This window comes from Actinoplanes campanulatus (genome assembly GCF_014647795.1).
GTDB lineage: Bacteria > Actinomycetota > Actinomycetes > Mycobacteriales > Micromonosporaceae > Actinoplanes > Actinoplanes campanulatus.
Genome location: NZ_BMPW01000012.1, coordinates 80,128 through 102,842, shown reverse-complemented (window position 1 = coordinate 102,842; position 22,715 = coordinate 80,128). Strand labels below are relative to the sequence as shown.

29 protein-coding genes and 1 riboswitch are annotated in these 22,715 nt (G+C 71.0%); of the genes, 16 read left to right on the top strand and 13 right to left on the bottom strand.

Annotated features, from left to right (window positions below; all coding sequences use genetic code 11):
• Positions 1 to 4: 4 nt before the first annotated feature.
• Genes IEZ13_RS23455 through IEZ13_RS23430 form a run of 6 tightly spaced genes read right to left on the bottom strand, consistent with a single transcriptional unit; the run spans position 5 to position 5,712 of the window.
• A complete protein-coding gene (locus IEZ13_RS23455) occupies positions 5 to 763 on the bottom strand; it encodes an ABC transporter permease (RefSeq protein WP_183226248.1) in 759 nt (252 codons plus the stop codon).
• Position 764: 1 nt separating this feature from the next.
• Positions 765 to 1,688: an ABC transporter ATP-binding protein gene (locus IEZ13_RS23450; RefSeq protein ID WP_183226247.1), complete on the bottom strand. Its 924-nt coding sequence runs from the start codon at positions 1,686 to 1,688 to the stop codon at positions 765 to 767.
• A gap of 32 nt (positions 1,689 to 1,720) precedes the next feature.
• Positions 1,721 to 2,257, bottom strand: coding sequence for a hypothetical protein (locus tag IEZ13_RS23445; RefSeq protein WP_183226246.1), 537 nt, complete (start codon positions 2,255 to 2,257; stop codon positions 1,721 to 1,723).
• Positions 2,254 to 4,116, bottom strand: coding sequence for a DNA primase (gene dnaG, locus IEZ13_RS23440; protein ID WP_183226245.1), 1,863 nt, complete (start codon positions 4,114 to 4,116; stop codon positions 2,254 to 2,256). Before dnaG ends, IEZ13_RS23445 begins: the two co-directional genes overlap by 4 nt.
• Positions 4,117 to 4,127: 11 nt before the next feature.
• Entirely contained in the window at positions 4,128 to 5,336 is a 1,209-nt protein-coding gene (locus IEZ13_RS23435; protein WP_183226244.1) for a deoxyguanosinetriphosphate triphosphohydrolase, read from the bottom strand.
• A gap of 31 nt (positions 5,337 to 5,367) precedes the next feature.
• Complete coding sequence (locus tag IEZ13_RS23430) at positions 5,368 to 5,712, bottom strand: VOC family protein (RefSeq protein ID WP_183226243.1); 345 nt, start codon at positions 5,710 to 5,712, stop codon at positions 5,368 to 5,370.
• A gap of 121 nt (positions 5,713 to 5,833) precedes the next feature.
• Here IEZ13_RS23430 and IEZ13_RS23425 point away from each other — a divergent pair, with 121 nt between their 5' ends.
• The 7 genes from IEZ13_RS23425 (at position 5,834) to IEZ13_RS23395 (ending at position 11,757) form a co-directional block, all read left to right on the top strand.
• Positions 5,834 to 6,340 (top strand): DUF4388 domain-containing protein, encoded by a 507-nt coding sequence (locus tag IEZ13_RS23425; RefSeq protein WP_183226242.1) that lies wholly within the window; start codon positions 5,834 to 5,836, stop codon positions 6,338 to 6,340.
• 100 nt (positions 6,341 to 6,440) lie between these two features.
• Positions 6,441 to 6,824, top strand: a complete 384-nt coding sequence (locus IEZ13_RS23420; RefSeq protein WP_183226241.1) for a roadblock/LC7 domain-containing protein — start codon at positions 6,441 to 6,443, stop codon at positions 6,822 to 6,824.
• 30 nt (positions 6,825 to 6,854) lie between these two features.
• Positions 6,855 to 7,865, top strand: coding sequence for a DUF4388 domain-containing protein (locus IEZ13_RS23415; RefSeq protein ID WP_183226240.1), 1,011 nt, complete (start codon positions 6,855 to 6,857; stop codon positions 7,863 to 7,865).
• Between the two features lie 38 nt (positions 7,866 to 7,903).
• Complete coding sequence (locus IEZ13_RS23410; protein WP_183226239.1) at positions 7,904 to 8,392, top strand: roadblock/LC7 domain-containing protein; 489 nt, start codon at positions 7,904 to 7,906, stop codon at positions 8,390 to 8,392.
• 42 nt (positions 8,393 to 8,434) lie between these two features.
• Positions 8,435 to 8,806 (top strand): hypothetical protein, encoded by a 372-nt coding sequence (locus IEZ13_RS23405; RefSeq protein WP_109591698.1) that lies wholly within the window; start codon positions 8,435 to 8,437, stop codon positions 8,804 to 8,806.
• Between the two features lie 184 nt (positions 8,807 to 8,990).
• Positions 8,991 to 10,604, top strand: coding sequence for a family 43 glycosylhydrolase (locus IEZ13_RS23400; RefSeq protein ID WP_183226238.1), 1,614 nt, complete (start codon positions 8,991 to 8,993; stop codon positions 10,602 to 10,604).
• 76 nt (positions 10,605 to 10,680) lie between these two features.
• The gene (locus IEZ13_RS23395) at positions 10,681 to 11,757 is read left to right on the top strand and encodes a DUF2786 domain-containing protein (protein WP_183226237.1); all 1,077 of its coding nucleotides are present in this window, start codon (positions 10,681 to 10,683) and stop codon (positions 11,755 to 11,757) included.
• A 3-nt stretch (positions 11,758 to 11,760) separates the two neighbouring features.
• Here the strand turns inward: IEZ13_RS23395 and dusB are convergent, their stop codons facing one another.
• Positions 11,761 to 12,879: a tRNA dihydrouridine synthase DusB gene (gene dusB, locus IEZ13_RS23390; RefSeq protein WP_183226288.1), complete on the bottom strand. Its 1,119-nt coding sequence runs from the start codon at positions 12,877 to 12,879 to the stop codon at positions 11,761 to 11,763.
• A gap of 65 nt (positions 12,880 to 12,944) precedes the next feature.
• Entirely contained in the window at positions 12,945 to 13,232 is a 288-nt protein-coding gene (locus IEZ13_RS23385) for a hypothetical protein (protein WP_183226236.1), read from the bottom strand.
• A gap of 179 nt (positions 13,233 to 13,411) precedes the next feature.
• Between IEZ13_RS23385 and IEZ13_RS23380 the strand changes: the two genes are divergently transcribed.
• Entirely contained in the window at positions 13,412 to 13,897 is a 486-nt protein-coding gene (locus tag IEZ13_RS23380; protein ID WP_183226235.1) for an XdhC family protein, read from the top strand.
• Between the two features lie 10 nt (positions 13,898 to 13,907).
• Here the strand turns inward: IEZ13_RS23380 and IEZ13_RS23375 are convergent, their stop codons facing one another.
• From IEZ13_RS23375 to IEZ13_RS23365, 3 genes are all read right to left on the bottom strand, one after another.
• The gene (locus tag IEZ13_RS23375) at positions 13,908 to 15,287 is read right to left on the bottom strand and encodes a glycine--tRNA ligase (protein ID WP_183226234.1); all 1,380 of its coding nucleotides are present in this window, start codon (positions 15,285 to 15,287) and stop codon (positions 13,908 to 13,910) included.
• A 69-nt stretch (positions 15,288 to 15,356) separates the two neighbouring features.
• Positions 15,357 to 15,845, bottom strand: a complete 489-nt coding sequence (locus IEZ13_RS23370) for a hypothetical protein (RefSeq protein WP_183226233.1) — start codon at positions 15,843 to 15,845, stop codon at positions 15,357 to 15,359.
• A 16-nt stretch (positions 15,846 to 15,861) separates the two neighbouring features.
• Complete coding sequence (locus IEZ13_RS23365; protein ID WP_183226232.1) at positions 15,862 to 16,203, bottom strand: antibiotic biosynthesis monooxygenase family protein; 342 nt, start codon at positions 16,201 to 16,203, stop codon at positions 15,862 to 15,864.
• A 34-nt stretch (positions 16,204 to 16,237) separates the two neighbouring features.
• On the opposite strand from IEZ13_RS23365, the gene IEZ13_RS23360 reads away from it, so the two are divergent.
• From IEZ13_RS23360 to IEZ13_RS23330, 7 genes are all read left to right on the top strand, one after another.
• Positions 16,238 to 16,486: a DUF6703 family protein gene (locus IEZ13_RS23360; protein ID WP_183226231.1), complete on the top strand. Its 249-nt coding sequence runs from the start codon at positions 16,238 to 16,240 to the stop codon at positions 16,484 to 16,486.
• A gap of 49 nt (positions 16,487 to 16,535) precedes the next feature.
• The gene (locus tag IEZ13_RS23355; protein WP_183226230.1) at positions 16,536 to 17,444 is read left to right on the top strand and encodes a metal ABC transporter substrate-binding protein; all 909 of its coding nucleotides are present in this window, start codon (positions 16,536 to 16,538) and stop codon (positions 17,442 to 17,444) included.
• Between the two features lie 73 nt (positions 17,445 to 17,517).
• Positions 17,518 to 18,300, top strand: coding sequence for a metal ABC transporter ATP-binding protein (locus IEZ13_RS23350; protein ID WP_183226229.1), 783 nt, complete (start codon positions 17,518 to 17,520; stop codon positions 18,298 to 18,300).
• A complete protein-coding gene (locus tag IEZ13_RS23345) occupies positions 18,300 to 19,169 on the top strand; it encodes a metal ABC transporter permease (protein WP_183226228.1) in 870 nt (289 codons plus the stop codon). The genes IEZ13_RS23350 and IEZ13_RS23345 overlap by 1 nt, the downstream gene beginning before the upstream one ends.
• A 30-nt stretch (positions 19,170 to 19,199) precedes the next feature.
• The gene (locus tag IEZ13_RS23340) at positions 19,200 to 19,499 is read left to right on the top strand and encodes an ArsR/SmtB family transcription factor (RefSeq protein WP_183226227.1); all 300 of its coding nucleotides are present in this window, start codon (positions 19,200 to 19,202) and stop codon (positions 19,497 to 19,499) included.
• Positions 19,496 to 19,897 (top strand): Fur family transcriptional regulator, encoded by a 402-nt coding sequence (locus tag IEZ13_RS23335; protein WP_183226226.1) that lies wholly within the window; start codon positions 19,496 to 19,498, stop codon positions 19,895 to 19,897. Before IEZ13_RS23340 ends, IEZ13_RS23335 begins: the two co-directional genes overlap by 4 nt.
• Positions 19,898 to 19,913: 16 nt before the next feature.
• Positions 19,914 to 20,522, top strand: coding sequence for a hypothetical protein (locus IEZ13_RS23330; RefSeq protein ID WP_183226225.1), 609 nt, complete (start codon positions 19,914 to 19,916; stop codon positions 20,520 to 20,522).
• Here the strand turns inward: IEZ13_RS23330 and IEZ13_RS23325 are convergent.
• Both IEZ13_RS23325 and IEZ13_RS23320 read right to left on the bottom strand, forming a co-directional pair.
• A complete protein-coding gene (locus tag IEZ13_RS23325) occupies positions 20,502 to 21,008 on the bottom strand; it encodes a DUF6328 family protein (RefSeq protein ID WP_183226224.1) in 507 nt (168 codons plus the stop codon). The two genes, IEZ13_RS23330 and IEZ13_RS23325, sit on opposite strands and share 21 nt — an antisense overlap.
• A 31-nt stretch (positions 21,009 to 21,039) precedes the next feature.
• On the bottom strand, positions 21,040 to 21,855 hold the full coding sequence (locus tag IEZ13_RS23320) for an alpha/beta fold hydrolase (protein WP_183226287.1): 816 nt from the start codon (positions 21,853 to 21,855) through the stop codon (positions 21,040 to 21,042).
• A gap of 94 nt (positions 21,856 to 21,949) precedes the next feature.
• A riboswitch (TPP riboswitch) is annotated at positions 21,950 to 22,052 on the top strand.
• A gap of 70 nt (positions 22,053 to 22,122) precedes the next feature.
• On the opposite strand from IEZ13_RS23320, the gene IEZ13_RS23315 reads away from it, so the two are divergent.
• Positions 22,123 to 22,713 carry an ECF transporter S component gene (locus IEZ13_RS23315; RefSeq protein WP_183226223.1) on the top strand — a complete coding sequence of 197 codons (591 nt, stop codon included), beginning with the start codon at positions 22,123 to 22,125 and terminating at the stop codon, positions 22,711 to 22,713.
• Positions 22,714 to 22,715 lie beyond the last annotated feature (2 nt).

Genomic DNA, 22,715 nt, shown 5'->3' with positions numbered 1-22,715 from the left:
CATCTCAGATCACCAGCCGGCTGCGGTAGCGCCAGTGCGCCAGGAACCACCCGGCGATCCCCCACGCCACCAGGTAGAGGGCCTGCCACACCGCCTCCGGGCCTGGGTCGAGCCCGAGCGTCGCGGCCCGGCTCAGGTCGACGCCGTGCCAGAGGGGCAATGCATACGCCACCCAGCGCAGCACCTCCGGCAGCGACTCGACCGGGAAGAACACCCCGGAGAACAGCGACATCGGCAGCACCGCGAACCGCAGCAGGATGGCCAGGTAGCTGTCGCTGGACACCGACGCCGTATAGGCGGCCACCGGGGCGGCCGCGGCCAGCGCGAGCAGCAGCCCGATCGGCAGGACGGCCAGCGCCCACACCGACCGCAGCGCCCCGAACAGGGCCGCGATCAGCAGGAACGCCGCCACACTGGTGAACACCCGGAACAGCATGAAGGCGAGGTGCCCGCCGAGGATGTCGGCGACCCGCAGCGGCGCGGCGGCCTGCGCGAAGTAGATCTTCACCCACTCGAAGCAGCTCATCACCGGCCAGGTGGACTCGCCGATCGCCCCCTGCACGGCGGTGGTGGCGATCAGTCCCGGCACCATCCACTGGAGATAGCCGACGCCCTCGACGCCGCCGGTCACATAGGCCCCGACGCCGACACCGAACCCGAGCATGGTCAGCAGCGGCAGCACCAGCGAGGAGAGCACACTGGCCCGCCACGTGCGCCGGTAGTTGACCAGGTGGTACTCCATCACATAGAGCGAGGGGGTCATCTCAGTCCACCAGGGTCCGGCCGGTGAGGTGCAGGAACACGTCCTCCAGGCTGCTGCGCCGGACCAGGGCGCTGGCCGGGCTCAGCGAGCGCCGGTGCACCTCGGCCAGTGCGTCGTCGCCGTCGCCGACATAGAGCAGGATCCGGTCGGGCAGCACCTCGGTGCGGTCGCCGATGCCGGCGAGCTTGTCCGCATACCGTCCCTGGTCCTCGGTGAGGAAGCGCAGCTCGACCACCTCGCGGGTGGAGTGGGTCTCGATGAGCGCCCGAGGCGAGCCCTCGGCCACGATCCGGCCGCCGTCCATCACCACGAGCCGGTCGCAGAGCTGCTCCGCCTCGTCCATGTAGTGGGTGGTCAGCACCAGGGTGACGCCCTGCTGCTTGAGCCGGAACAGCCGCTCCCACACCAGGTGGCGGGCCTGCGGGTCGAGGCCGGTGGTGGGCTCGTCGAGCAGCACCAGATCGGGCTCGTTGACCAGGGCGCGGGCGATGGTGAGCCGCCGTTTCATCCCGCCGGAGAGCGGCTCGACCCGACTGTCGGCGCGCTCGCTGAGCTGGACGAAGTCGAGCAGCTCGGCGGCGCGGGCGCGGGCGACCTTACGCGGGATGCCGAAGAACCGGGCGTAGGTGGTCAGATTCTCCCGGACGGTCAGCTCGGGATCGAGGTTGTCCAGCTGGGGGCAGACGCCCAGCCGGGCCCGGATCGCCGGACCGTCGCGCCGCGGGTCCATCCCGAGGATGCGCAGCACGCCGTCGGTGGGTGGGGAGACACAGCCGATCATGCGCATGGTGGAGCTCTTGCCCGCGCCGTTGGGCCCGAGGAAGCCGAACGCCTCGCCGGGCCGCACGTCGACGTCGATGCCGTCGACCGCGGTGAAGCCCTCGAACCGTTTGATCAGGCCACGCGCGTGGATGAGCGAGTTCACGCCCCGACCCTACGGGTGGGGTACGACAGATTTCAGTCCGCGGGATCGGCCGCCGACCGGGCCGCCCCGACCAGTTCGCCGGTGGCCTCGACGATCTCCGGGGACTCCGCGGGCGTACCCGAGTCGTAGCGGACCGCCCAGCTCAGCCCGTCGCGCCCGCCGACCCGGCGGCCGACCACCCGGACCGCGCCCCCGGGCAGCGGGTGATGCGTCGTGTACGCCACCGAGCGGGTCACCCGGGTACGGACCTGGTCCGGCAGCTCGCCGGGCTCGAGCAGCAGGAACGACACCTCGGGGCCGTCCACCAGCACGGTGTAGCCGTCGCGTTCCGCCAGCACCTCGGCCGGGGTGATCCGCAGCTCCCGCCCGGACCAGGCGGCCTTGTGGATCTCGTGCCAGCCGAGCCGTTCGACCGCCGACGGCAGCCAGAGCCCGTGGTTCGTGGCGACCACCACGTGCTCCGTCCCGGCCGGGTCGCCGACCGCGGACCAGGCCAGGATCCGCTCCTCGGCGGCCAGCGGGGGCCGGGAGCGCGCCGGGAGCACGGGACGCCGTCGGAAGAGCTTCACAGTCCACCTGCCGCCTGGTCACGCAGGGCCCGTGCCTGCTGTTCGAGCGAGAAGAGTTCCCCGGCCAGAGCCAGGTACTGGTCCTTGTTGGCGACCGGGTTCAGTCGCTGCACCTTCGACTTGAGGTCGCGGATGCGGGTGGCGAGCGCCCCGCCCTGGAGCCGGGCCAGGGTGACCTGGACGTAGTACGGGTCGGCCTGGCCGTCCACGTACAGCGGCTCCACGGCCAGCTCGCTGACCAGCATCTGGCCGCCCATGTCGGGGCAGGCGTCGCGGACCTTCTCGATCCAGACGACGCCGCCGGTGGACGAGGCGGCGCCACCGGCCTGGGTGATCGCCTCCCGGACGGTCTGCAACACCTGGTCGCCGTAGTTCTCCGGGCCGACCGCGTCGAACATCGGCCCGGCGAGCACCGGCTCCTGGAGGGCCAGTTTCAGCGCCTCCCGCTCGACCAGGCGCTGCGGGGAGTCGGCCGCCGCCTGCTGCCGGGTGGCCCGTGGTTCGGCCTGCTCACCGCGCAGCGCGTTGTTCACCGCCCGCTGGACCGGGTCCAGGTCCATGCCGAGATCGCCGGCGAGCTTTCGCGCGTACTCCGGGCGTTTCTCCCGGTCTTTGATCTTGGCGACCAACGGCGCCGCGCGGCGCATCGCCTCGACGCGGCCCTCCACGGTGTCCAGGTCGAAGCGGGAGATGGTCTGCCGCAGCGCGAAGTCGACCAGCGGCTCCCGGGCCGCGATCATGTCGCGGACCGCCAGGTCACCGCGGGCGAGGCGCAGCTCACAGGGGTCCATGTTGTCCGGCGAGACGGCGATGAACGTCCGCCCGACGAAACGCTGGTCCTCCTCGAAGGCCCGCAGCGCCGCCTTCTGCCCGGCAGCGTCGCCGTCGAAGGTGTAGATGATCTCGCCGGTGAAGCTGTCGCTGTCCATCAGCAGGCGCCGCAGCACCTGGATGTGGTCCACCCCGAAGGAGGTGCCGCAGGTCGCCACGGCGGTCGGCTCGCCGGCCTCGTGGCAGGCCATCACGTCGGTGTAGCCCTCGACGATCACCGCCCGGCCACGCTTGGCGATCTCGCGTTTCGCGTGGTCGATGCCGTACAGGACATGCGACTTCTTGTAGATCGGCGTCTCGGGGGTGTTCAGGTACTTCGGGCCGTCGTCGTCATCGAACAGTTTGCGCGCGCCGAACCCGATCACGTCGCCGCCGAGGTCCCGGATCGGCCAGAGCAGCCGGCGCCGGAACCGGTCGATCAGCGAGCCGGAGCGGGCCGGTTTGGCCAGCCCGGCGGTGGTCAACTCCTCCGCGGTGAAGCCCTTGAGGCGCAGGTGCTTGCTGAGCGAGTCCCAGCTGTCCGGGGCGAAGCCGCACCCGTACCGTTCCGCGGTGTCCCGGCCGAAACCCCGCTCGGCCAGGAACTCGCGCGCCTTGCGCGCCCCCGGCGAACCGAGCTGGTCGCGGTAGAACTCGACGGCGGCGGCGTGCGCGGCGATGAGCCGCTGCCGCTGCCCGGTCTGGGGGCGCGGGCCGGCCGGAGCGCCCGGCTCGGTGTCGTAGCGCAGCTGGATGCCGGCCTTGCCGGCCAGGCGCTCCACCGACTCGATGAACGACAGGTGCTCCGCGTCCATCAGGAACTTGATCGCGTCGCCGCCCTGCCCGCAACCATGGCAGAAGTAGACATTACGGGCGGGTGAGACGTTGAACGACGGAGTCTTCTCGTCGTGGAAGGGGCACAGCCCCTTGAGATTGCCACCGCCCGCCGATCGCAGGGTGACCGTCTCGCTGATCACCTCGACGATCGAGGTCCGGTCGCGGACCAGTGCGATGTCCTCGTCCTTGACCCTGCCCGCCACGGCATACATCCTGCCTCGCGCTACCGGCGGCCCGCCAGCAGGGTCCGGTGCCACGCCACCGCGGCGTGGTCGGTGAGCGACGCGACCTGGTCGATCACCACGCGCAGTGCCGCGGCGTCGTCCGCGGCGGCCGCATGAAGCGGCCGGAAAAGCGGATCCAACCTCTCCGGGGTACGGGTGAGCGCCTCCACCAGCTCGGTCAGGACGATCCGCTGCCGCTCGTACCAGCCCTCGCCCCGGGCGCGCATCACGTAGCGCAGCGCCATGCCCTTGAGCAGCGCGCACTGGTTCCGGACCGTACGCGGGACGATCAGGTCGGCGTCGTACCGGCGCAGCGGCCCGGTGCCGTGCCGGCTCTGCGTGGCGCCCACCGCCGAGGCGACGAACCGGCCGGTCAGCACGCTGGTCATCCGTTTGAGGGCGACCAGGGACTGGTACCCCCCGTCGTAGCCGCGGACCTCCGCCACGGCCGGGTCGGCGAGCAGTCGCCCGAGGGCGGCGGCCAGCTCGCCGGGCGTCTCGGTGGAGTAGGTGGCGGCCACGTCGGCGCAGAGCGCGGCCCGCTCCCCCGGGTCGCGCAGCGTGTCCAGGTCGATGTAGCCGCCGTGCACCCCGTCCTCGACGTCGTGCACCGAGTAGGCGACGTCGTCGGCCCAGTCCATGACCTGCGCCTCCAGGCAGCGGCGCTCGTCGGCGCGCCCGTCGCGCAGCCACTCGAAGACCGGGCGGTCGTCGGCGTACACCCCGAACTTGCGGTTGCCGGGTTTGCGGAACCACGGGTACTTGGAGCAGGCGTCCAGGGTGGCCCGGGTCAGGTTGAGCCCGGCGCCGGGCTCCTTCGCCTCCAGACGGGTGATCACCCGAAGGGTCTGCGCGTTCCCCTCGAAGCCACCGCACGGTCCGGCGACCGCGTCCAGGGCGGCCTCGCCGTTGTGCCCGAAGGGTGGGTGCCCCAGGTCGTGGGCCAGGCCGGCGACGTCCACCACGTCCGGGTCGCAGCCCAGCCGGGCGCCCATCTCCCGGGAGATCTGGGCGACCTCCAGCGAGTGGGTGAGCCGGGTACGCAGGAAGTCGTCCGACCCGGCGGTGTGCACCTGGGTCTTCGCGGCGAGCCGGCGGAACGCGGCCGAGTGCAGCACCCGGGCACGGTCCCGCTGGTACGGCGTGCGACCGTACCCGCTGTCCTTGGCGGGCTCGGCTGCCCACCGCTGAGCGTCGGCGGCCGTCATGATCCCCACCCTAAGCCGGATGCCCGCCGGTTCAGGCGCTGAGCACGCAGAACTCGTTGCCCTCCGGGTCGGCCAGCACCACCCAGGGCACCTCCACCTGGCCGACGGCGACCGGGCGGGCGCCCATCCCGACGAGCCGCTCCACCTCGGCCGCCTGATCGTCCGGGCGCAGGTCGAGGTGCAGCCGGTTCTTGTGCCGCTTGACGTCCGGACTCGTGCCGAACAGCAGTCCCGGCAGCTCATCGGGGGTGCGACGGATCTCCACCTCGTCCGGGGTCTCGTGGACGATCACGTAATCGAGCGCCTCGGCCCACCATCGGGCCAGTCGCGCCGGGTCCGCGCAGTCCACCACGACCTGCTCCCACCGACTGGGCATTCCGCCTCCCGGGATCGACAGATGGCGATCATGTTACGCGACCCGGGCGGGTGAACCAGGACGAAACAGCGCACCGCGCGTGCGACGACGTCACTCGACGATTGCCTCAGGATGACAATCCGTGATTCCTGGTTCACCGGCGACCGCATCGATGCGGCGCCTGCTCACCGAACTGGGCGAGTCCGGCCGGACCGGCGCGCTGCATGTCGGCGGCGTACCGGGTGGGGTGCTCTACCTGATCGCCGGCCGCATCTCGTACGCCGAGTCGCCCGCCTGCCCGGGCCTCGGCGAACGGCTGGTGTCGTCCGGCCGGCTCGCCCCACAGACCTGGCGGACCGTGTACGCGGAGGGCCGCGGCGGCCACCGGGTCGGCCGGGTGCTGCTGCGCGACGGCTGGCTCGGCCAGAACGAACTGTCCCTGCGGGTGGTGGCGGTCATCGCCGACGCCGCCCACGTGCTGCTGCAACAGGCCGACGCGCCGGCCCGCTTCGTGCCCGGCGAGCGGCACTGGCTGGGCGAGGTGCCCGGCGTGGACCTCGGCTCGCCGGGCCATCTCACCGCGGCCCGGCTGCGTGCCGTGCCCGGTCCACGGCGGCCCCGCAAACGGGTCACCGCCACCGGACCATGACGCACAGAACGTGCGACTTGTAGTCGCACGGTCACCGGAGGATGGCCCACGGTGGCGGACGGGAAGGGTCTGACCGCCGACCGCAACGCTGAGGAGTGAAGTGCCCGGCGTCGACCACTGTCTACAGGAAGCCATGACGATCCCCGGCGCCGTCGGCGCCAGCATCGTCGACTACACCACGGGTTTCCCGGTCGCCACGACCGGAGCCGCGCCGAACGAGGACCACGAGGCCGCCGCCGCCGGAACGGCAGAGGTGGTCCAGGCCGCGAACAGCCGATCGCTGTTCGTCTCGGCCATACCGCACGACCTGCTCGAAGACCTGATCATCACCACCGCCGGGGGCTACCACCTCCTGCGAATGGTCCAGACCGAATTCGACAGCCGCCTGGTGCTCTACGTGTGGCTGGACCGGATCCGCGGCAACCTCGCCGTGGCCCGCCGGATGATGCAACGCCTGGCCGACGAACTGGTCACGGCCCGATGACCCGTTCCACTGACCACGAAGGAGCGATCGGTGGCCCCGACGAAGACCGCCGCGCCCGGCGACCTGCTCACGCGGGTCGCCGAAGCACGGCAGACCGGAGCGCTGATGGTGGGTGGCCACCCCGGCGGCGCGGTCTACGTCTTCGAGGGCCGCGTCATCTACGCCGAGTCGCCGGCCGCGCCCGGGGTGGGCGAACTGCTCACCTCGTCCGGGCGGCTCGCCGGGCGCACCTGGCAGAGCGCGCTCGACCTGGGCACCTCGACCGCCTGGGTGGGCCGGCTGCTGGTCGAGCAGGGCCACCTCACCCAGGGCGAGCTGGAGTTGTGCGTGCTCGGCGCGACCTACGACGCGGCGTACTTCGCACTCTCCGCGGAGTCGGCGCCGGTCGAGTTCCTGCCCGGCGCCACCCACTGGCTGGGCGCGGTCGTGCACATCGACGCGGCCGCGGTCAGCCGGGAGGTGCTCCGCCGGGTCCACCTGCTCGACGAGATCTTCCCGAACCGGCGGATCGACGTGGAGCCGGTCAGCCCGGTCACCCGGCCACCCCGGGAACGGGTGACGGTCACCGCCGCGCAGTGGGAGCTCCTGGTCCACGCCGACGGTCAGCGCACCCCGGCCGACCTGGCCCAACTGCTCGGCCGGGCCGGGTACGCGACCATCCAGGAGCTGCGCCGGATGGCCGCTGCCGGACTGATCGAGCTGCCCGAGACGCGGGCGGCCGACGGTCCCGAGTTCGTCCGGCTGCCGCACCCACGGGGGGCCTCGGCGCCGGTGGACCGGACCACTCCGGCCGTACCGGTGATCTCTGGAATGAAAGGCCCGGAACCCACGGCCCGGCACCCGCCTCCGAACAGCGACCCCCCATCGGCCTCCGCGGCCGTGGAAAGCCCCACCGCGACGAACCGGCCACCTCGACTGGCCCGCCGGAAACCCGGCGCGAAGCTGCCGAAGGAACTGGCCACCGATAGCCCGCCGGTGCACCAGGGCACCGACGAGGTCCTGCTCAAGCGCATACGCACCGCACTGAGGGCACTGCGGTGACGCGCGCACCCCCGACCAGCCGAAGGAGCGAGGAGAGGATGACGGTGGATCCGGCGGTACTCGAGGAACTCGGCCGCCTGCGCACCAGGGTGCCGGAGTTGTCCGGCAGCGTGCTCGCCACCGCGGACGGGCTGGTCGTCGCGCACGACTCGCACGGCATCGAACCGGACACCCTCGCGGCCCTGGCCGCGGCCCACCTCGCTCTGGCCCGGCGCTTCGCGCACGCGGTCAATCACGGTGAGCTGCGGGAATCCGTGGTGGAGTGCGACGGCGGCTACATCACCTCGTACACCGCGGGGCCCAACGCCCTGCTCACCGTGGTCACCTCGGGTGACGCGAACCTCGCCATGGTCCATCTCGAGGCGCGGCGGTGCGTACGCCGGCTGATCCGCATCCTCGCCCTGGACACCGCGCCGCAACTGCGGCCGGAGATCCCCACGCAGGCCGGTCCATCCACTCCGCTGGCCCGGCGGACCCCGATGGCCACCCTGCCGAACGTCGCCCGGCGCCGCCAGGCGACCGGCTGACCGTTACACAACCCATCCCACCGCAACGGAGGAAGAAATCCCATGCCCGACATGGACACCGCACTCAAGGAAATCATGGAGATCGACGGCTGCATCGGCGTCGCGCTCGTGGACCACACCAGCGGCATGGCCCTGGGCACTCTGGGCGGCGGGAAGGAGCTCGACCTGACGGTCGCCGCCGCGGGCAACACCGACGTGGTACGCGCGAAACTGCGCGCCATGGAGATGCTGAACCTCTCCGAGAAGATCGAGGACATCCTGATCACGCTGGATACGCAGTACCACATGATCCGGCCCCTCACGAGCCGCTCCGGGAAGGGCCTCTTCCTCTACGTGGCGCTGCGGCGCGACCGGGCGAACCTCGCGATGTCCCGGCATCAGCTGCGCCGCATCGAGAACGACCTCGACGTCTGAGGTACGAGGCGTGATCGCCACCCCCTGGCGGGGAGGGCCGGCACCGCCCTCCCCGCCCCTGCGGCGATCCGTGAACAAGGTTTCCGGGACGTAGCCCCTTGCCGTCGGATCGACGCGCGTGCATCCTGTTTTGCAGCGCTGCAAAGGGTGTGCCAGCACCCTGCGCTTCCGTCTGTGAGGACCCGTGAAAATACTCGGTGCTCTGCTCGCCGCCACACTTCTGATCACGTCACCGGTCGTGCCCGCCCAGGCCGCGGCACGGACCAACCCCGACCCCGTCGCCCACGACCCCACCCTGATCAAACAAGGCCGCTACTACTACGAGATCATCACCGGGGACAGCGGCACCCGGACCTACCTGCCGATCCGCCGGTCCACCGACCTGATCAACTGGACCTACGTCGACACCGTGTTCGACACCCCGCCGGCCTGGGTGGTCGAGGAACTCGGCGTCACCCCGGCCGACTTCTGGGCGCCGGACATCAACTACTTCGACGGCGAGTACCACCTGTACTACGCGGCCTCCTCGTTCGGCACCAACAACTCGGTGATCGGCCTGGCCACCACCAGGTCCCTGGCGAACCCGCGCTGGGTGGACCGGGGCATGGTCATGCGCACGACCAGCGGCGTGGAGAACGTCAACGCCATCGACCCGGACGTCAGCTTCGACCGGGCCGGCAACGCCTACCTGTCGTACGGCTCGTTCTGGGACGGGCTGCGGATGCGGCACCTGGACGTCCGGACCGGCCTGCTGTCCACCACGGACACCACCGAGTACCGGATCGCCTCCCGCAACGGCATGGCGATCGAGGGCCCGTCGGTGACCTACCACGGCGGCTGGTACTACCTGTTCGCCAGCTTCGACTTCTGCTGCCGGGGCGTGAACAGCGACTACCGGGTGATGGTCGGCCGGTCCCGGGCGATCACCGGCCCGTACGTGGACGCCGACGGCGTGGCCCTCACCGAGGGTGGCGGCTCGCAGATCCTGGCCGGCTACAACGGCTTCGCCGGCCCGGGCCACGGCGACGTCTACGGCGACCTGTTCGCCCACCACTACTACGACAGCGCGGACGACGGCGACCCGAAGGGCTCGATCCGCCGGATCCGGTGGGTCGACGGCTGGCCCCGACTGTCCGACCCGCTCAGCGGCAACCGCGGCCACGGCCACGGCCCGGCGTACGTACAGCTGATCCACTCCGGCAGCGGCGCCGCCCTGGCGAACGCCACCTGCGGCTACGAGGGCGCCGACATCACCCTCGCCACCGCCGACAGCGGCGACACCTGCCGGCAGTGGCAGCTCATCGACCGTGGCAACGGCTTCGTGAGCCTGACCAACCGTAGGAGCAACAAGGTGGCCGAGGTGGCCGCCTGCATCGACGCCGACGGCGCCCGGGTGGCGCAGTGGGGCTGGCTGGCCAACGACTGCCAGCGGTTCCGGCTGGAGCCCACCACCGAGGGCTGGTCCCGGATCGTCAACCCGCTGGCCGGCCGGGCCCTTCAGCCCGCCGGATGCGGCGGGGCGGGGTCCGCGGTGCAGACCTTCATTGCCGGTGACTGCCCGGACTTCCGGATCCAGCCGGTCGGTGACGTGCTGCTCACCGACCTGGACGACACCCGGCTGATCGGCAGGACCTGGCGGTTCACCCACACGGCTGACGGCTGGTACCGGGTCACCGACTCGTTCAGCCGAAAGGCGCTCGGCGGCACGCGGTGGCGCATCGAGGCCTTGGTCACAGGCGGCTACCGTCTGGCCGGACAGAACGGGCAAATCCGGGATGTTCTACTGCTGACTCCGTGACTGTCCGGCCGCTCGGCGGTCACGGCGCCGGGGCCCTGGCCGGGAACCAGGACCCCGGCAACTACCATTCCCTCCCATGGCGGCCCGGGACATCATCGAGGCGGTACGGTCCGGGGCACTCGATCACGAGGACGCGCTGGACGTACTGACCGGCGCCCCGTCCATCGAGGTGGACGCGGCGCTGACAGCAGCATTGAGCAGCGAGTTCAGCCGTCTCTTCGGCAACGGCTGGCAGCCGGCCGAACTGCACCGCGCGGTCGCCCGGCGCGGCAACCCGATCCAGGCCCGGCTGGTCGCCGACGCGGCCCGGGACTACGCCCGCGGCCGCAGCCCGGTCGACGAGCGCTGGCAGGCCCAGGCGGACACGCTGCGCACCCCCGAAGGCCGCCGGCCGGACCGGATCGCGGTGCTCGACGCCTCGCTCGCCCTGCTCGCCGAACTGCGGCGGATGCCCCGCATCGACATCTTGATCCCGCCGCCCGGCACTCCCCTGACAGCCGTGCCGCACCACGGTGACCAGCGCATCCTCGACCGGGTCCGGGCGCTGCTGGCCAAGGCGGAGGCCACCGACTTCCCGGCCGAGGCGGAGTCGTACAGCGCCAAGGCCCAGGAGCTGATCACCCGCTACCGGATCGAGGTGGTCGCCGCCCCGGCGGTGGACGTGACGCCATTCGCGCGGCGGATCGGGGTGGACCACCCGTACGAGAGCGAGAAGGCCGGACTGCTCGACGCCGTGGCACAGGCCAACACCTGCCGCACGGTCTGGTCGCCGGAGCTGGGGTTCAGCACGATCTTCGGGTTCGACGCCGACATCGACGCGGTCGAGCTGCTCTACACGTCACTGCTGGTCCAGGCGAACCGGGCGATGGTGCGGGACGAGAAGAACGTCCGCAAAGCCCGGCTGAAGGCGTTCAAACGGTCGTTCCTGGTCGCGTACGGCGTACGCATCGGAGAACGGCTGCGGCAGGTCACCGAGCGTGAGATGACCGGCCACGGTGATCTGCTCCCGGTCCTGCGCCGCCGCGAGGTGCAGGTGCACGAGGCGATGGACCGGGCGTTCCCGCGCACGGTCCGGGCCCGCGGAAGCCGCGTGGAGAGCCTGGAGGGCTGGGAGTCCGGCCGGGCCGCCGCCGACGAGGCCGAACTGCGCTGACGGTCAGCCGCCGGACTCGTCCGTCTCGGCGCCCTCGGGGACGGTCTCGTCGTCGCGGCTGTCCAGCCAGCCGTGCGGCAGGGAGACCTTGCCGGGCGCGTTGACCCGGCCGCGCGGCTGGCCCAGCGCGTCGGCCGGGAACGGCACCGACGGGTCCAGCTTGGCGAGCAGGTCGTCCAGCTCGGTCAGCGACGAGATCATCGCCAGGCTGCGGCGCAGGTCACCGCCGACCGGGAAGCCCTTCAGATACCACGCCACGTGCTTGCGGAAGTCGGCGCAGCCGTGCCGCTCGTCCTCCAGCGCCTCGACCAGCAGTTGCGCGTGCCGGGAGATGATCTTCGCGACCTCGCCGAGGGTGGGCAGCACCGGCTGATAGTTCGCGCCCTGGGTGAAGGCGGCCTCCAGATCGGCGAAGAGCCACGGACGGCCCAGGCAGCCACGGCCCACCACCACGCCGTCGCAGCCGGTGTGCTCGACCATGCGCAGCGCGTCCGAGCCCTCCCAGATGTCGCCGTTGCCCAGCACCGGCACGTCCAGCGCCTGCTTCAAGGTGGCGATGGCGTCCCAGTCGGCCTGGCCCGAGTAGCGCTGCTCGGCGGTGCGAGCATGCAGGGCGACCGCTGCCACGCCGGCCTCCTGTGCGGCGAGGCCGGCTTCGACGTACGTCAGATGGTCGTCGTCGATGCCCTTGCGCATCTTGATGGTGACCGGGATGCCGAAGGGCTCGGCCGCCGCGACCGCCTGGCTGACGATCCGCCCGAAGAGCCGCCGCCGCCAGGGCAGGGCCGAGCCTCCGCCGCGCCGGGTGACCTTGGGCACCGGGCAGCCGAAGTTGAGGTCGATGTGATCGGCGAGGTCGTCCTCGCCGACCATCCGCACGGCGGCCGCCGTCACGTCCGGGTCCACGCCGTAGAGCTGGAGGCTGCGGAAACCCTCGTCCTCGGCGAACGCGATCATCTTGAGCGTCTTGGGGATCCGCTCCACCAGCGCCCGGGTGGTGATCATCTCGCAGACGTAGACACCGCCACCCTGCTCCCGGCAGAGCCGCCGGAACGCCACGTTGGTGATGCCCGCCATCGGCGCGAGCACGACGGGCGGGTTGACGGCATGGTCGCCGAGCATGAGCGGTGCAATCACGGGTCCTAGGGTGACACGCCATGCCCGGCGACCTCGAATCGGCCGCTCGCCTAGTTGAGGTTCTCCCGGCCGATCAACGTCTCCAGCATTCCGATAATCTCCTGGACGCCGCTCTCCAGACCACCGAACCTCGCCTCCAGGCCATCGAACCTAGCCTCGATGCGCGTCAACTGCTCGGTGTGCTGATCGAGGGTTGCGGTGTGCCGCGCGAAGGTCGCGGTGTGCTCGGCCTGAGTTTCTGCCAGGGCTTGCAGAAGGGAGTCCTGAGCACGCAGCTTCTCAACGACATCGGACAGATCGCGATCCTGGCTGGCGCGGAGCCTCTCGACCTCGTCCATGCGCTTCTCCAGTCGGGTGACGCGGACCTCAATGGTGGGCAACTTAGCCTCCGGGGTGAAGGGTAGCCGGTGAACGGACCGGCGCCGTGCTTTCACCTTTCACGGTATTGTCACTGAGCAACCTGTCGCAAGTCACCTGGAAGAGTGACAACAGGCGGGGCTCTGGCAGAGTCTGGGGTATGGAGAACGGTGCGCAGAGCCCACGGCGGCTGATCGCGGTCTTCGAGTCCCCGGTGTCGGAGATGCTGTTCCGCTTCGGGGTGGAGCTGGGCTTCCAGACCGTGCTGGTGGAGCCGGACCCGACCCGGCTGGGCGGCACGCCCCGGCCACACGGTGACACCTATGTGAGCGATCTGTCGGCCGCGGCGCCGGACGAGCACACCGACATCCTGCTGACCGACCATCACCGGCCGGAGATCGGCGCCCTGCTCAGAGAGGCGCTGGACGGGAAGGCGCGCTGGATCGGCATCCTGGGCAACCCGCGGCACGAGGGGCCGCATGTGGCGGCGCTGCGCGAGCTGGGCGTGCCGGAGGAGGAGATCGGGCGGGTGCACCGCCCGGTCGGGCTGAACATCGGCTCGCGGACCCCGGCCGAGATCGCCGTGGCGACCCTGGCCGGGTTGATCGCGGACCGAAACGGCCGACCGGGCGGCTTCGAGTTCTAGATCCGGTGGATCAGCAACCCGGCAGGCGCTTGATCAGGTAGTCCTCGATCTGGTCGAGGGAGACCCGCTCCTGCTTCATGGTGTCGCGGTCGCGGACCGTCACCGCGTTGTCGGTGAGGGTGTCGAAGTCGACCGTGACGCAGAACGGGGTGCCGATCTCGTCCTGGCGACGGTAACGGCGGCCGATCGCCTGCGAGTCGTCGAACTCGACGATCCAGCGCTTGCGCAGGTCCGCGGCGAGCCCCTTGGCCTTCGGCGAGAGCTCCGGGTTGCGCGACAGCGGCAGGACGGCGACCTTGACCGGCGCGAGCCGCGGGTCGAACCGCATGACCGTGCGCTTGTCGACGCCGCCCTTGGTGTTCGGGGCCTCGTCCTCGTCGTACGCCTCGAGCAGGAACGCCAGCACCGCGCGGGTCAGACCGGCGGCCGGCTCGATGACGTAGGGCACCCAGCGCTCGCCCTTCTCCTGGTCGAAGAAGGACAGGTCGACCCCGGAGTGCTTCGAGTGCGTCGACAGGTCGAAGTCGGTGCGGTTGGCGATGCCCTCGAGCTCGGCGAACTCGGTGCCGCCGAACTGGAAGCGGTACTCGATGTCGACGGTCCGCTTCGAGTAGTGCGAGAGCTTCTCCTTGGGGTGCTCGAAGAAGCGCAGGTTGCTCTCGGACAGGCCCAGGTCGCGGTACCAGTTCCAGCGCTGCTGGAGCCAGTACTCGTGCCACTCCTCGTCGCTGCCGGGCGCGACGAAGAACTCCATCTCCATCTGCTCGAACTCACGCGTACGGAAGATGAAGTTGCCCGGGGTGATCTCGTTGCGGAAGCTCTTGCCGATCTGCGCGATGCCGAACGGCGGCTTCTTGCGGGCCGCCGTGGCCACGTTGTTGTAGTTGACGAAGATGCCCTGGGCGGTCTCCGGGCGCAGATAGTGCAGGCCCTCGGTGCTCTCGGTCGGGCCGAGGTAGGTCTTCATCAGGCCGTTGAACATCTTCGGCTCGGTGAAGGTGCCCTTGTTGCCGCAGTTCGGGCAGTTCAGCTCCTGGAGGGAAGCCGGCAGCTTGCCGTTCTTGGCCTCGAACGCCTCTTCCAGGTGGTCGGCCCGGAAGCGCTTGTGGCAGGACTGACACTCGGTCAGCGGGTCGACGAACGCGTCGAGGTGACCGGAGGCCGCCCAGACGTCGCGGGCCAGGATGACCGCGGAGTCCAGGCCGACGATGTCGTCGCGCTGTTGGACCATGGTCTTCCACCACTGCCGGCGGACGTTCTCCTTCAGCTCCACGCCGAGCGGACCGTAGTCCCAGGCCGAGCGGGTTCCTCCGTAGATCTCGCTGGAGGGGAAGACGAAGCCCCGGCGCTTGGCCAGGCTGACGACGCTGTCGATACGGTCGGCAGGCATGTGCGGTTTCCTCCTACGCCGGCTGGGTGTCGGCGGGGAAATTCGTAAAGGACTGGACGAAAAGCGAGGTTACTCCCCGAGGTCGCACACCTCGAACTTGCCCGTCTTCTTGTTCTGCCCGAGCACGGCCTCCTGGCGCGCCGAGCCACCGTCGGGGTAGAGCAGGTCGACCGGCACGACGATCCGCACGCCGAGGGCCAGCTCGCCCAGCCGGTACGAGGAGAAGGGCTCGCTGGCCGACATCCGGGCGACGTAGTCGGACTGGCTCTCACTGTCCTGTGCCTGCTGGCAGAGCTGTTGGTAGGCCCCGTCGAAGTCGCGGTCCTGGAGATCGTCGAGGTAGCGGCTGACGACCACCTCGGCCTGCTCGTCGAGCGCGTTGCCGAACGCGGTGAGGAACCCGCCGGCGGCCACCACTCCCGCGCCGCAGATCAGCACCAGGATGCCCGCGGTGATCCCCAGGCTCGTCCCGATCCGCTTGCCCCGGCCCTCGACCGGAGGCGCCGGGAACGGCGGGTGCACGCCCGGGCCCGGTGGTGGAGGTGGAACGAGACTCATGTCCACAGCCTAGTGTTCAGCGCCAGGGTTCGGCCGCCCGGTCGCTCGCCGTGATCACCACGTCCTCGCCGGGGGCGGCCTCGGCCAGGGTCTCGAAGGCGGACGGCTCGTCGAGGGAGAGCGCGAGCAGCGGTGTGGCGGAAACCTTCACGTCGAACGCCCCGAGCGCCCGCCGGTAGGCTCCGACCGACTCCCATTCGGTGACCAGGATCCACCCGGCCGGGTCCTCCAGGGCCCGGGTGAGGCGGCCGGAACGGTAACCGGGCGTGCGCGCGAGGGCGGCGAGCGCGGCGTGCGCCTGTTCCCGGAAGACGTCCTGCGTTTCCGGGGGGACCGAGAAGCGGTTGAGCACCAGCATGTGACGAGGGTACGCACGCGCGACAGGAGCCACTGTGACACCGTCCTTCCTCCACCGGCTGGCCCGGGTGAACCCGACCACGGCCTTCATCGGCGCTCTCGTCCTGCTGCTGGCCGGGCTCTTCCTGCCCGGGATCGTGGGCGCCCTGCTGCTGGGCGTGCTGGCGGCCGGCCTGGCCGCGCTGACCTTCACCACCTGGCCGGTGCAGTCGGGGATCACCAGGGCCGTGCGGCTCGTCCTGCTGAGCGTTCTGGTGGCCGCCGTGGTGGCGAAAGCCCTGTGAACCCATGCGGCTTTGACAATCATTGTCATTATCGACCACAGTTGCCGTCATGATGCGCCGCCTGATCCCCGCCGTAGCCCTGCTGACCGCGCTGAGCGCGCTGACCGGGTGCGGAGGGGGCTCGGCCAACGGTGACGACGGCAGGCTCTCCGTCGTGACCGCCTTCTACCCGCTCCAGTTCATCAGCGAGCGGGTCGGCGGCGACGCGGTCCGGGTGTCGACCCTCACCAAGCCGGGCGCCGAGCCGCACGACGTGGAGCTCAACGCCGGCCAGGTCGGCCAGGTCGCCGACGCCGGCCTGATCGTCTACCTGAGCGGCTTCCAGCCCGCCGTGGACGACGCGGTGAAGCGGAATGGCGGGGACCGCGGTTTCGACGCGGCGGGCACGGTGCAGCCGCTCACCGCCGAGGAGGCGGACGCCCACGCCGAGGAGGAGCACGGCGCCAACGACCCGCACGTCTGGCTGGACCCGGAGCGGCTCGCCACCATCGCCGACAAGCTGGCCGAGCGGCTCGGCAAGGCGGACCCGGCGCACGCCGCCGACTTCACCGGCCGGGCCGCCGCGCTGCGCACCGAGCTGACCGCCCTGGACGGCGAGTTCAAGACCGGCCTGGCCAACTGCGCCCGGCGTGAACTGGTGACCAGCCACACCGCGTTCGCGTACCTGGCGGACCGTTACGATCTGACCCAGATCGGCATCACCGGCATAGACCCGGAGACCGAGCCGTCCCCGCAGCGGCTGGCCGAGGTGGCCGCCGAGGCCAAGGAGCACGGCACCACCACGATCTTCTTCGAGACGCTGGTCAGCCCGAAGGTCGCCGAGACGATCGCCCGTGAGGTCGGCGCGCAGACCGCCGTTCTCGACCCGATCGAGGGCCTGACCGACGACAGCGCGGACTACTTCTCGGCGATGCGTGCCAACCTGACCGCACTGAAGCTCGGCCTGGAGTGTTCATGAGCGAGCTTGCGAGCGAATCATCTAACTCAGTCTCAAACTCATGACGGCGCCGGAGCGAAGCGGAGGTGACGGCATGAGCGTTGTCGAGGTCAGACATCTCGCGGTCGGCTACGACGGCCGCGAGGTGCTGCGTGACGTCTCGCTGAGCGTGGCGGCCGGCGACGTCGTCGCGGTCCTCGGCGCCAACGGGTCGGGAAAGTCGACCCTGATCCGGACGATCCTCGGCCTGGTCCCGCTGCGCCGCGGCGAGATCGACCTGTTCGGGGTCGCGCAACGCCGGTTCCGGCGTTGGGAGCGGATCGGGTACGTGCCGCAGCGGCTCGGCGCCGGCAGCGGCGTGCCGGCCACCGTCGGCGAGGTGGTCGCGTCCGGCCGGCTGGCCCGGCGCGGCGTCTTCCGCTTCCCCGGGTCGAAGGACAAGGCGGCGGTACGGGAGGCGCTGACCGCCGTCGGCCTCCTGGACCGGATCGGTGACCCGGTGACGACCCTGTCCGGCGGTCAACAGCAGCGGACGCTGATCGCCCGGGCGCTGGCCGGTGAACCGGACCTGCTGGTGCTGGACGAGCCGAACGCCGGCGTGGACGCGGCCAGCCAGGAGGCGTTCGCCGCGGCGCTGACCCGGTTCGCCGGCGCGGGCGGCACGATCCTGCTGGTCCTGCACGAGCTGGGCCCGCTGCGGCCGCTGATCGGGCGGACCGTGGTGGTGCACGACGGCCGGATCGCCTACCAGGGGGCGCCCCCCGAACCGGCCGGGCACCACGCCGAACCCGGTCACGAGCACGTGCACCCGCACGCCGACGAGGCCAAGCCGGCCATCTGCGAGTGGGCGCCCACCGACGGGACGAAGGCGTACTGATGGACCTGCTCACCCTCCCCTTCATGCAGTACGCCCTGGTGGCCGCCGTGATCATCGGTCTGGCCGCCCCGTCGCTCGGCATCTACCTGGTGCAGCGCCGCCTCTCGCTGATCGGGGACGGGATCGGCCACGTGGCGCTCACCGGTGTCGGCGTGGGCCTGCTCACCGGCAACTCGCCGGTCCTGACCGCGGTGCTGGTGGCGACGGCCGGCGCGGTCGGCGTGGAGCTGATCCGGGAACGCGGCCGCACCTCCGGCGACCTGGCGCTGGCCATGCTCTTCTACGGCGGCATCGCGGGCGGGGTGCTGCTGGTCGGCCTCTCCGACGGCGCCGGCAACAGCAACCTGATGCAGTACCTGTTCGGGTCGCTGCTCACCACCTCGCCGGAGGATCTCGCGCTGATCGGCGGGCTCGGCGCCGCGGTGCTGGCCGCCATGCTGGTGTTCCGCCCGGCGCTCTTCGCACTCTGCAACGACGAGGAGTACGCGCGGGTCAGCGGCCTGCCGGTGCGCACCCTCAACCTGCTGCTCGCGGTGACCACCGCGGTGACCGTGACGATCGCCATGCGCACCGTCGGCCTGCTGCTGGTGTCCGCGCTCATGGTGGTGCCGGTGGCCGCCGCCCAGCAGGTCACCCGCGGGTTCCGCAGCACCATGACGCTGGCCATGCTGATCGGCGTGCTGGCCGCGGTGGCGGGCATCCTGCTCTCCGCCGAGGTGAACACCGCGCCCGGCGCGACGATCGTGCTGCTGGCCCTGGCCGCGTTCGTGGCCACCGCCGTGGGCGGTGCCCTGGCCCGCCGGTTCCGGCGCGACCGCGAGCGCCCGCCGGCCGCCACGGAGCCACCCGATGTCGTCCTGCATGTCTGACGACACGCTCCCTGTACCGTTGTCGCAACGATGACGACCACCGGTTACGAGGCGTACGAATCCGCCGGGGCGCTGCTGCGAGCGCTCTCCGCGCCGATCCGTGTCGCCATCGTGGTCGAGCTGGGCGTGGGCGAGCGCTGCGTGCACGATCTGGTGGAGAAGCTCGGAGCGCCACAGCCGCTGGTCTCCCAGCATCTGCGGGTGCTGCGGGGGGCCGGCGTGGTGCGGGGTGTGCGGCGTGGCAGGGAGATCGCATACTCCCTGGTGGACGAACACGTCGCCCATATCGTCACCGACGCCGTGAGCCACGCCAGGGAGAGCCGACAGTGAACGCCGAGAGCACTATCCGCAACACCCGGCAGCGCAGCGCCGTCAGCGCCGTCCTCGCCGAGACCGAGGGCTTCCACAGCGCACAGGATCTGCACGCGATGTTGCGCGAGCGGGGCGAGCGGGTCGGGCTGACCACGGTCTACCGGACGTTGCAGGGCCTGGCCGACGCCGGCGAGATCGACGTCATGCGCCCGCCGGGTGGGGAGCACCTCTACCGGCGGTGCAGCCAGGGGCACCACCACCACCTGGTGTGCCGGTCGTGCGGGCGGACGGTCGAGGTGGCCGGCCCGGCGGTGGAGTCCTGGGCCGACAAGGTGGCCGGGCAACACGGTTTCGTCGACGTCTCGCACACGATGGAGATCTTCGGCACGTGCCCGGAGTGCGCCGCGAAAAGCTGAGTGCGACGCTTCCGGTGTGAAGCCCTATGCGGACCGATTCCCCGTCGCTCTTCGCCAACTGGTCACCGACGTCCTCGTGGTGCTCTGGGTCTATCTGTGGATCCGGGTGGCACTGTGGATCAACGACGTGGTCGAGAGACTGGCCGTGCCCGGGCAGAAGCTGGAGAGCGCCGGCAGCGGCATCGCCGACAACCTGGCGGACGCGGGCGGCAAGGTGGGCCGGGTGCCGGTCGTCGGTGACGATCTGACCAGGCCGTTCACCGGCGCCGCGGACGCCGCGCGGGCGATCGCCGACGCCGGTCACGAGCAGCAGGAGATCGTCGGACGGCTGGCGCTGATCCTGCCGTTGGTGGCGGTGGCCGTACCGTTGGCTCTGGTTCTGTTCCTGTGGCTGCCGCTGCGGCTGCGCTGGATGCGCCGGGCCGGGATCGCGGCCGCGGTCCGCGACGACGCGGCCGGCCGTGACCTGCTGGCCCTGCGCGCGCTGGCCGGCCGCCCGCTCAGTGAGCTGACCCGGCTGGGCCCGGACATCGCACAGAGCTGGCGGGCCGGTGACGCGGCCGCCGTCGAGGCGCTCGCCGAGCTGGAGTTGCGGGCGCTGGGCCTACGAGTCCGCCGGCGCTGAGCCGTCCTCGTCCTCACCCCACTCGCGGTGGGCGAACGGCAGGATGGCCCAGAACGTCAGGAACCAGCCCGCGGTGACGACGGTCAGCGGGATCGCCCACATCCAATCCAGCAGGTAGTCGGTGATCAGCAGGACGCTGCTGACCATCGAGACCAGCATGAAGGCCAGGCCGCCGGACGCCATCCGGTGGGCGTAGCGGACCAGTTCCGGTTTGCGGCCCTGCCGGAACAGGGCACGGTGGAACGCCACCGGCGAGATGATCATCGCGGTGGCGAACGCCGCGCTGATCAGCGCGACGACGTAGGTCTCCTTCTGGAAGCCGGTGGCCTTCGGGAACCCGCTGCTGAACGGCAGGGTCAGCAGGAACGCGAAGAGGATCTGCACTCCGGTCTGCGCGACCCTGAGCTCCTGGAGCAGGTCGCCGAAGTTGCGATCCCAGCGCTGTTTCTCCGTCTCACGGGGGGTGTGGTGTGTATCGACCGCCATGCCCCTGAGGCGTTCCCTCCCGCGCTCCCGGTCAAACGCCGATGCGTGCCAGCACGGCGTCGGCGAGCTCGCGGGGCGCCTGTTCGGGCACCCAGTGGCTGATCCCGCGCATGGCCACCATCTGGTAGTCGCCCCGCACCCAGTCCCGGGTCCGCAGCGCGGCGGTGAGCCCGACCACCCCGTCCTGGTCGCTCCACACGTACGTGGTGGGCACGGTCACCACCCCGAGCCCGGCGACCTGCTCGCTGGTGAAGGCCCGGTACCAGTTGAGCGCCGCGGTCAGCCGGCCCGGCTCACGCATCGCCGCCACGTACTGTTCGGCGCGCATCCCGATGGGCCGCAGCATGAGCCGCAGGGCGAGCGAGTGGCGGGCGGACAGCAGCTTCTCGGCGACCCGGGAGCGGAACAACCCGAAGTAGGCGAGCCGGGCCTGCTGGGAGGGCCGGACCCGGAGGGCGAGCAGCAGCGCCCGCGGGTGCGGCACGGAGATCGCGGTCAGCGTCCGGACCCGGTGCGGGTGGTGGACGGCGAGCTGCCAGCCCACCTGGGCGCCCCAGTCGTGGCCGACCACGTGGGCGCTCTCGATGCCGAGGGCGTCGAGGACGGCGACGGCGTCGTCGGTGACTTCCGACATCCGGTACGCCGTGACCGCCGTGGGCCGCGCGCCGGGCGAGTAGCCGCGCTGGTCCAGGGCGTAGGTCCGCAGCCCGGCCTCGTGCAGGCGGGGCAGGATCAGGTCGAACTCACGGGAGTCCTGCGGGAATCCGTGGAGCAGGAGGACCGGATCGCCGTCCGAGGGTCCCCCCTCGGACACATCGAACGTCATGCCCCTGGCCTTGACCTCGATCACGTGATCACTACCCCCCTGTGCCGCGCTTCTACCAGGTGTTACGGTCATCGAAGCACATCCACCGAGGCCTTGCCGCGACAGCGGACGGGCTTCGATCCGACAGGGGAGCGCACAGCGCTGAGAGTGCGGGTGACCGCAGACCCTCGTACCTGATCTGGGTAATGCCAGCGCAGGAAGTTCGGTCCTCTCCAGCCGCGTCGTGTCCGGGCATCGCTGCCCGGGTCGCGGCGTGCGTCTCCTCCCGGTGTCCGCTGGGAGGCGTACATGAAAGACATCAACCCGAACCGGTGGCGCACGATAGACATCGTGATCGCCTCGGTGATCGCCGTGGCGTTCGGCGTCATCTTCTGGGCGTGGGGCAACCTCTGGGTGATCACCGAGGGCGCCTTCGCCTTCTTCCCCCCGTCCCAGACCGTGCTGTACGGCGTCTGGCTGATCCCGGCCGTGCTGGGCGGCCTGATCATCCGCAAGCCGGGCGCGGCGCTCTACACCGAGCTGGTGGCGGCGCTCGTGTCCGGGCTGCTCGGCAGCACCTGGGGCCTGACCGTCGTCTGGCAGGGCCTGGCGCAGGGTCTCGGCGCCGAGCTGGCGTTCGCGGCGTTCCGCTACCAGTCGTTCCGGATCGGCACCGCGCTGCTGGCCGGCACGCTGACCGGCGTGAGCGCGGCGATCTTCGACTTCTTCGTGTGGAACTCGGAGACCGCCCTCTGGTCCTACCGGATCCCGTACGCGCTGATCACCGTCCTGAGCGGCACCGTGATCGCCGGCCTCGGCTCCTGGGCGCTGGTCCGGGCCCTGGCCCCGACCGGTGTGCTGGACCGGTTCGGAGCCGGCCGCGAGCGGGCAACGATCTGATT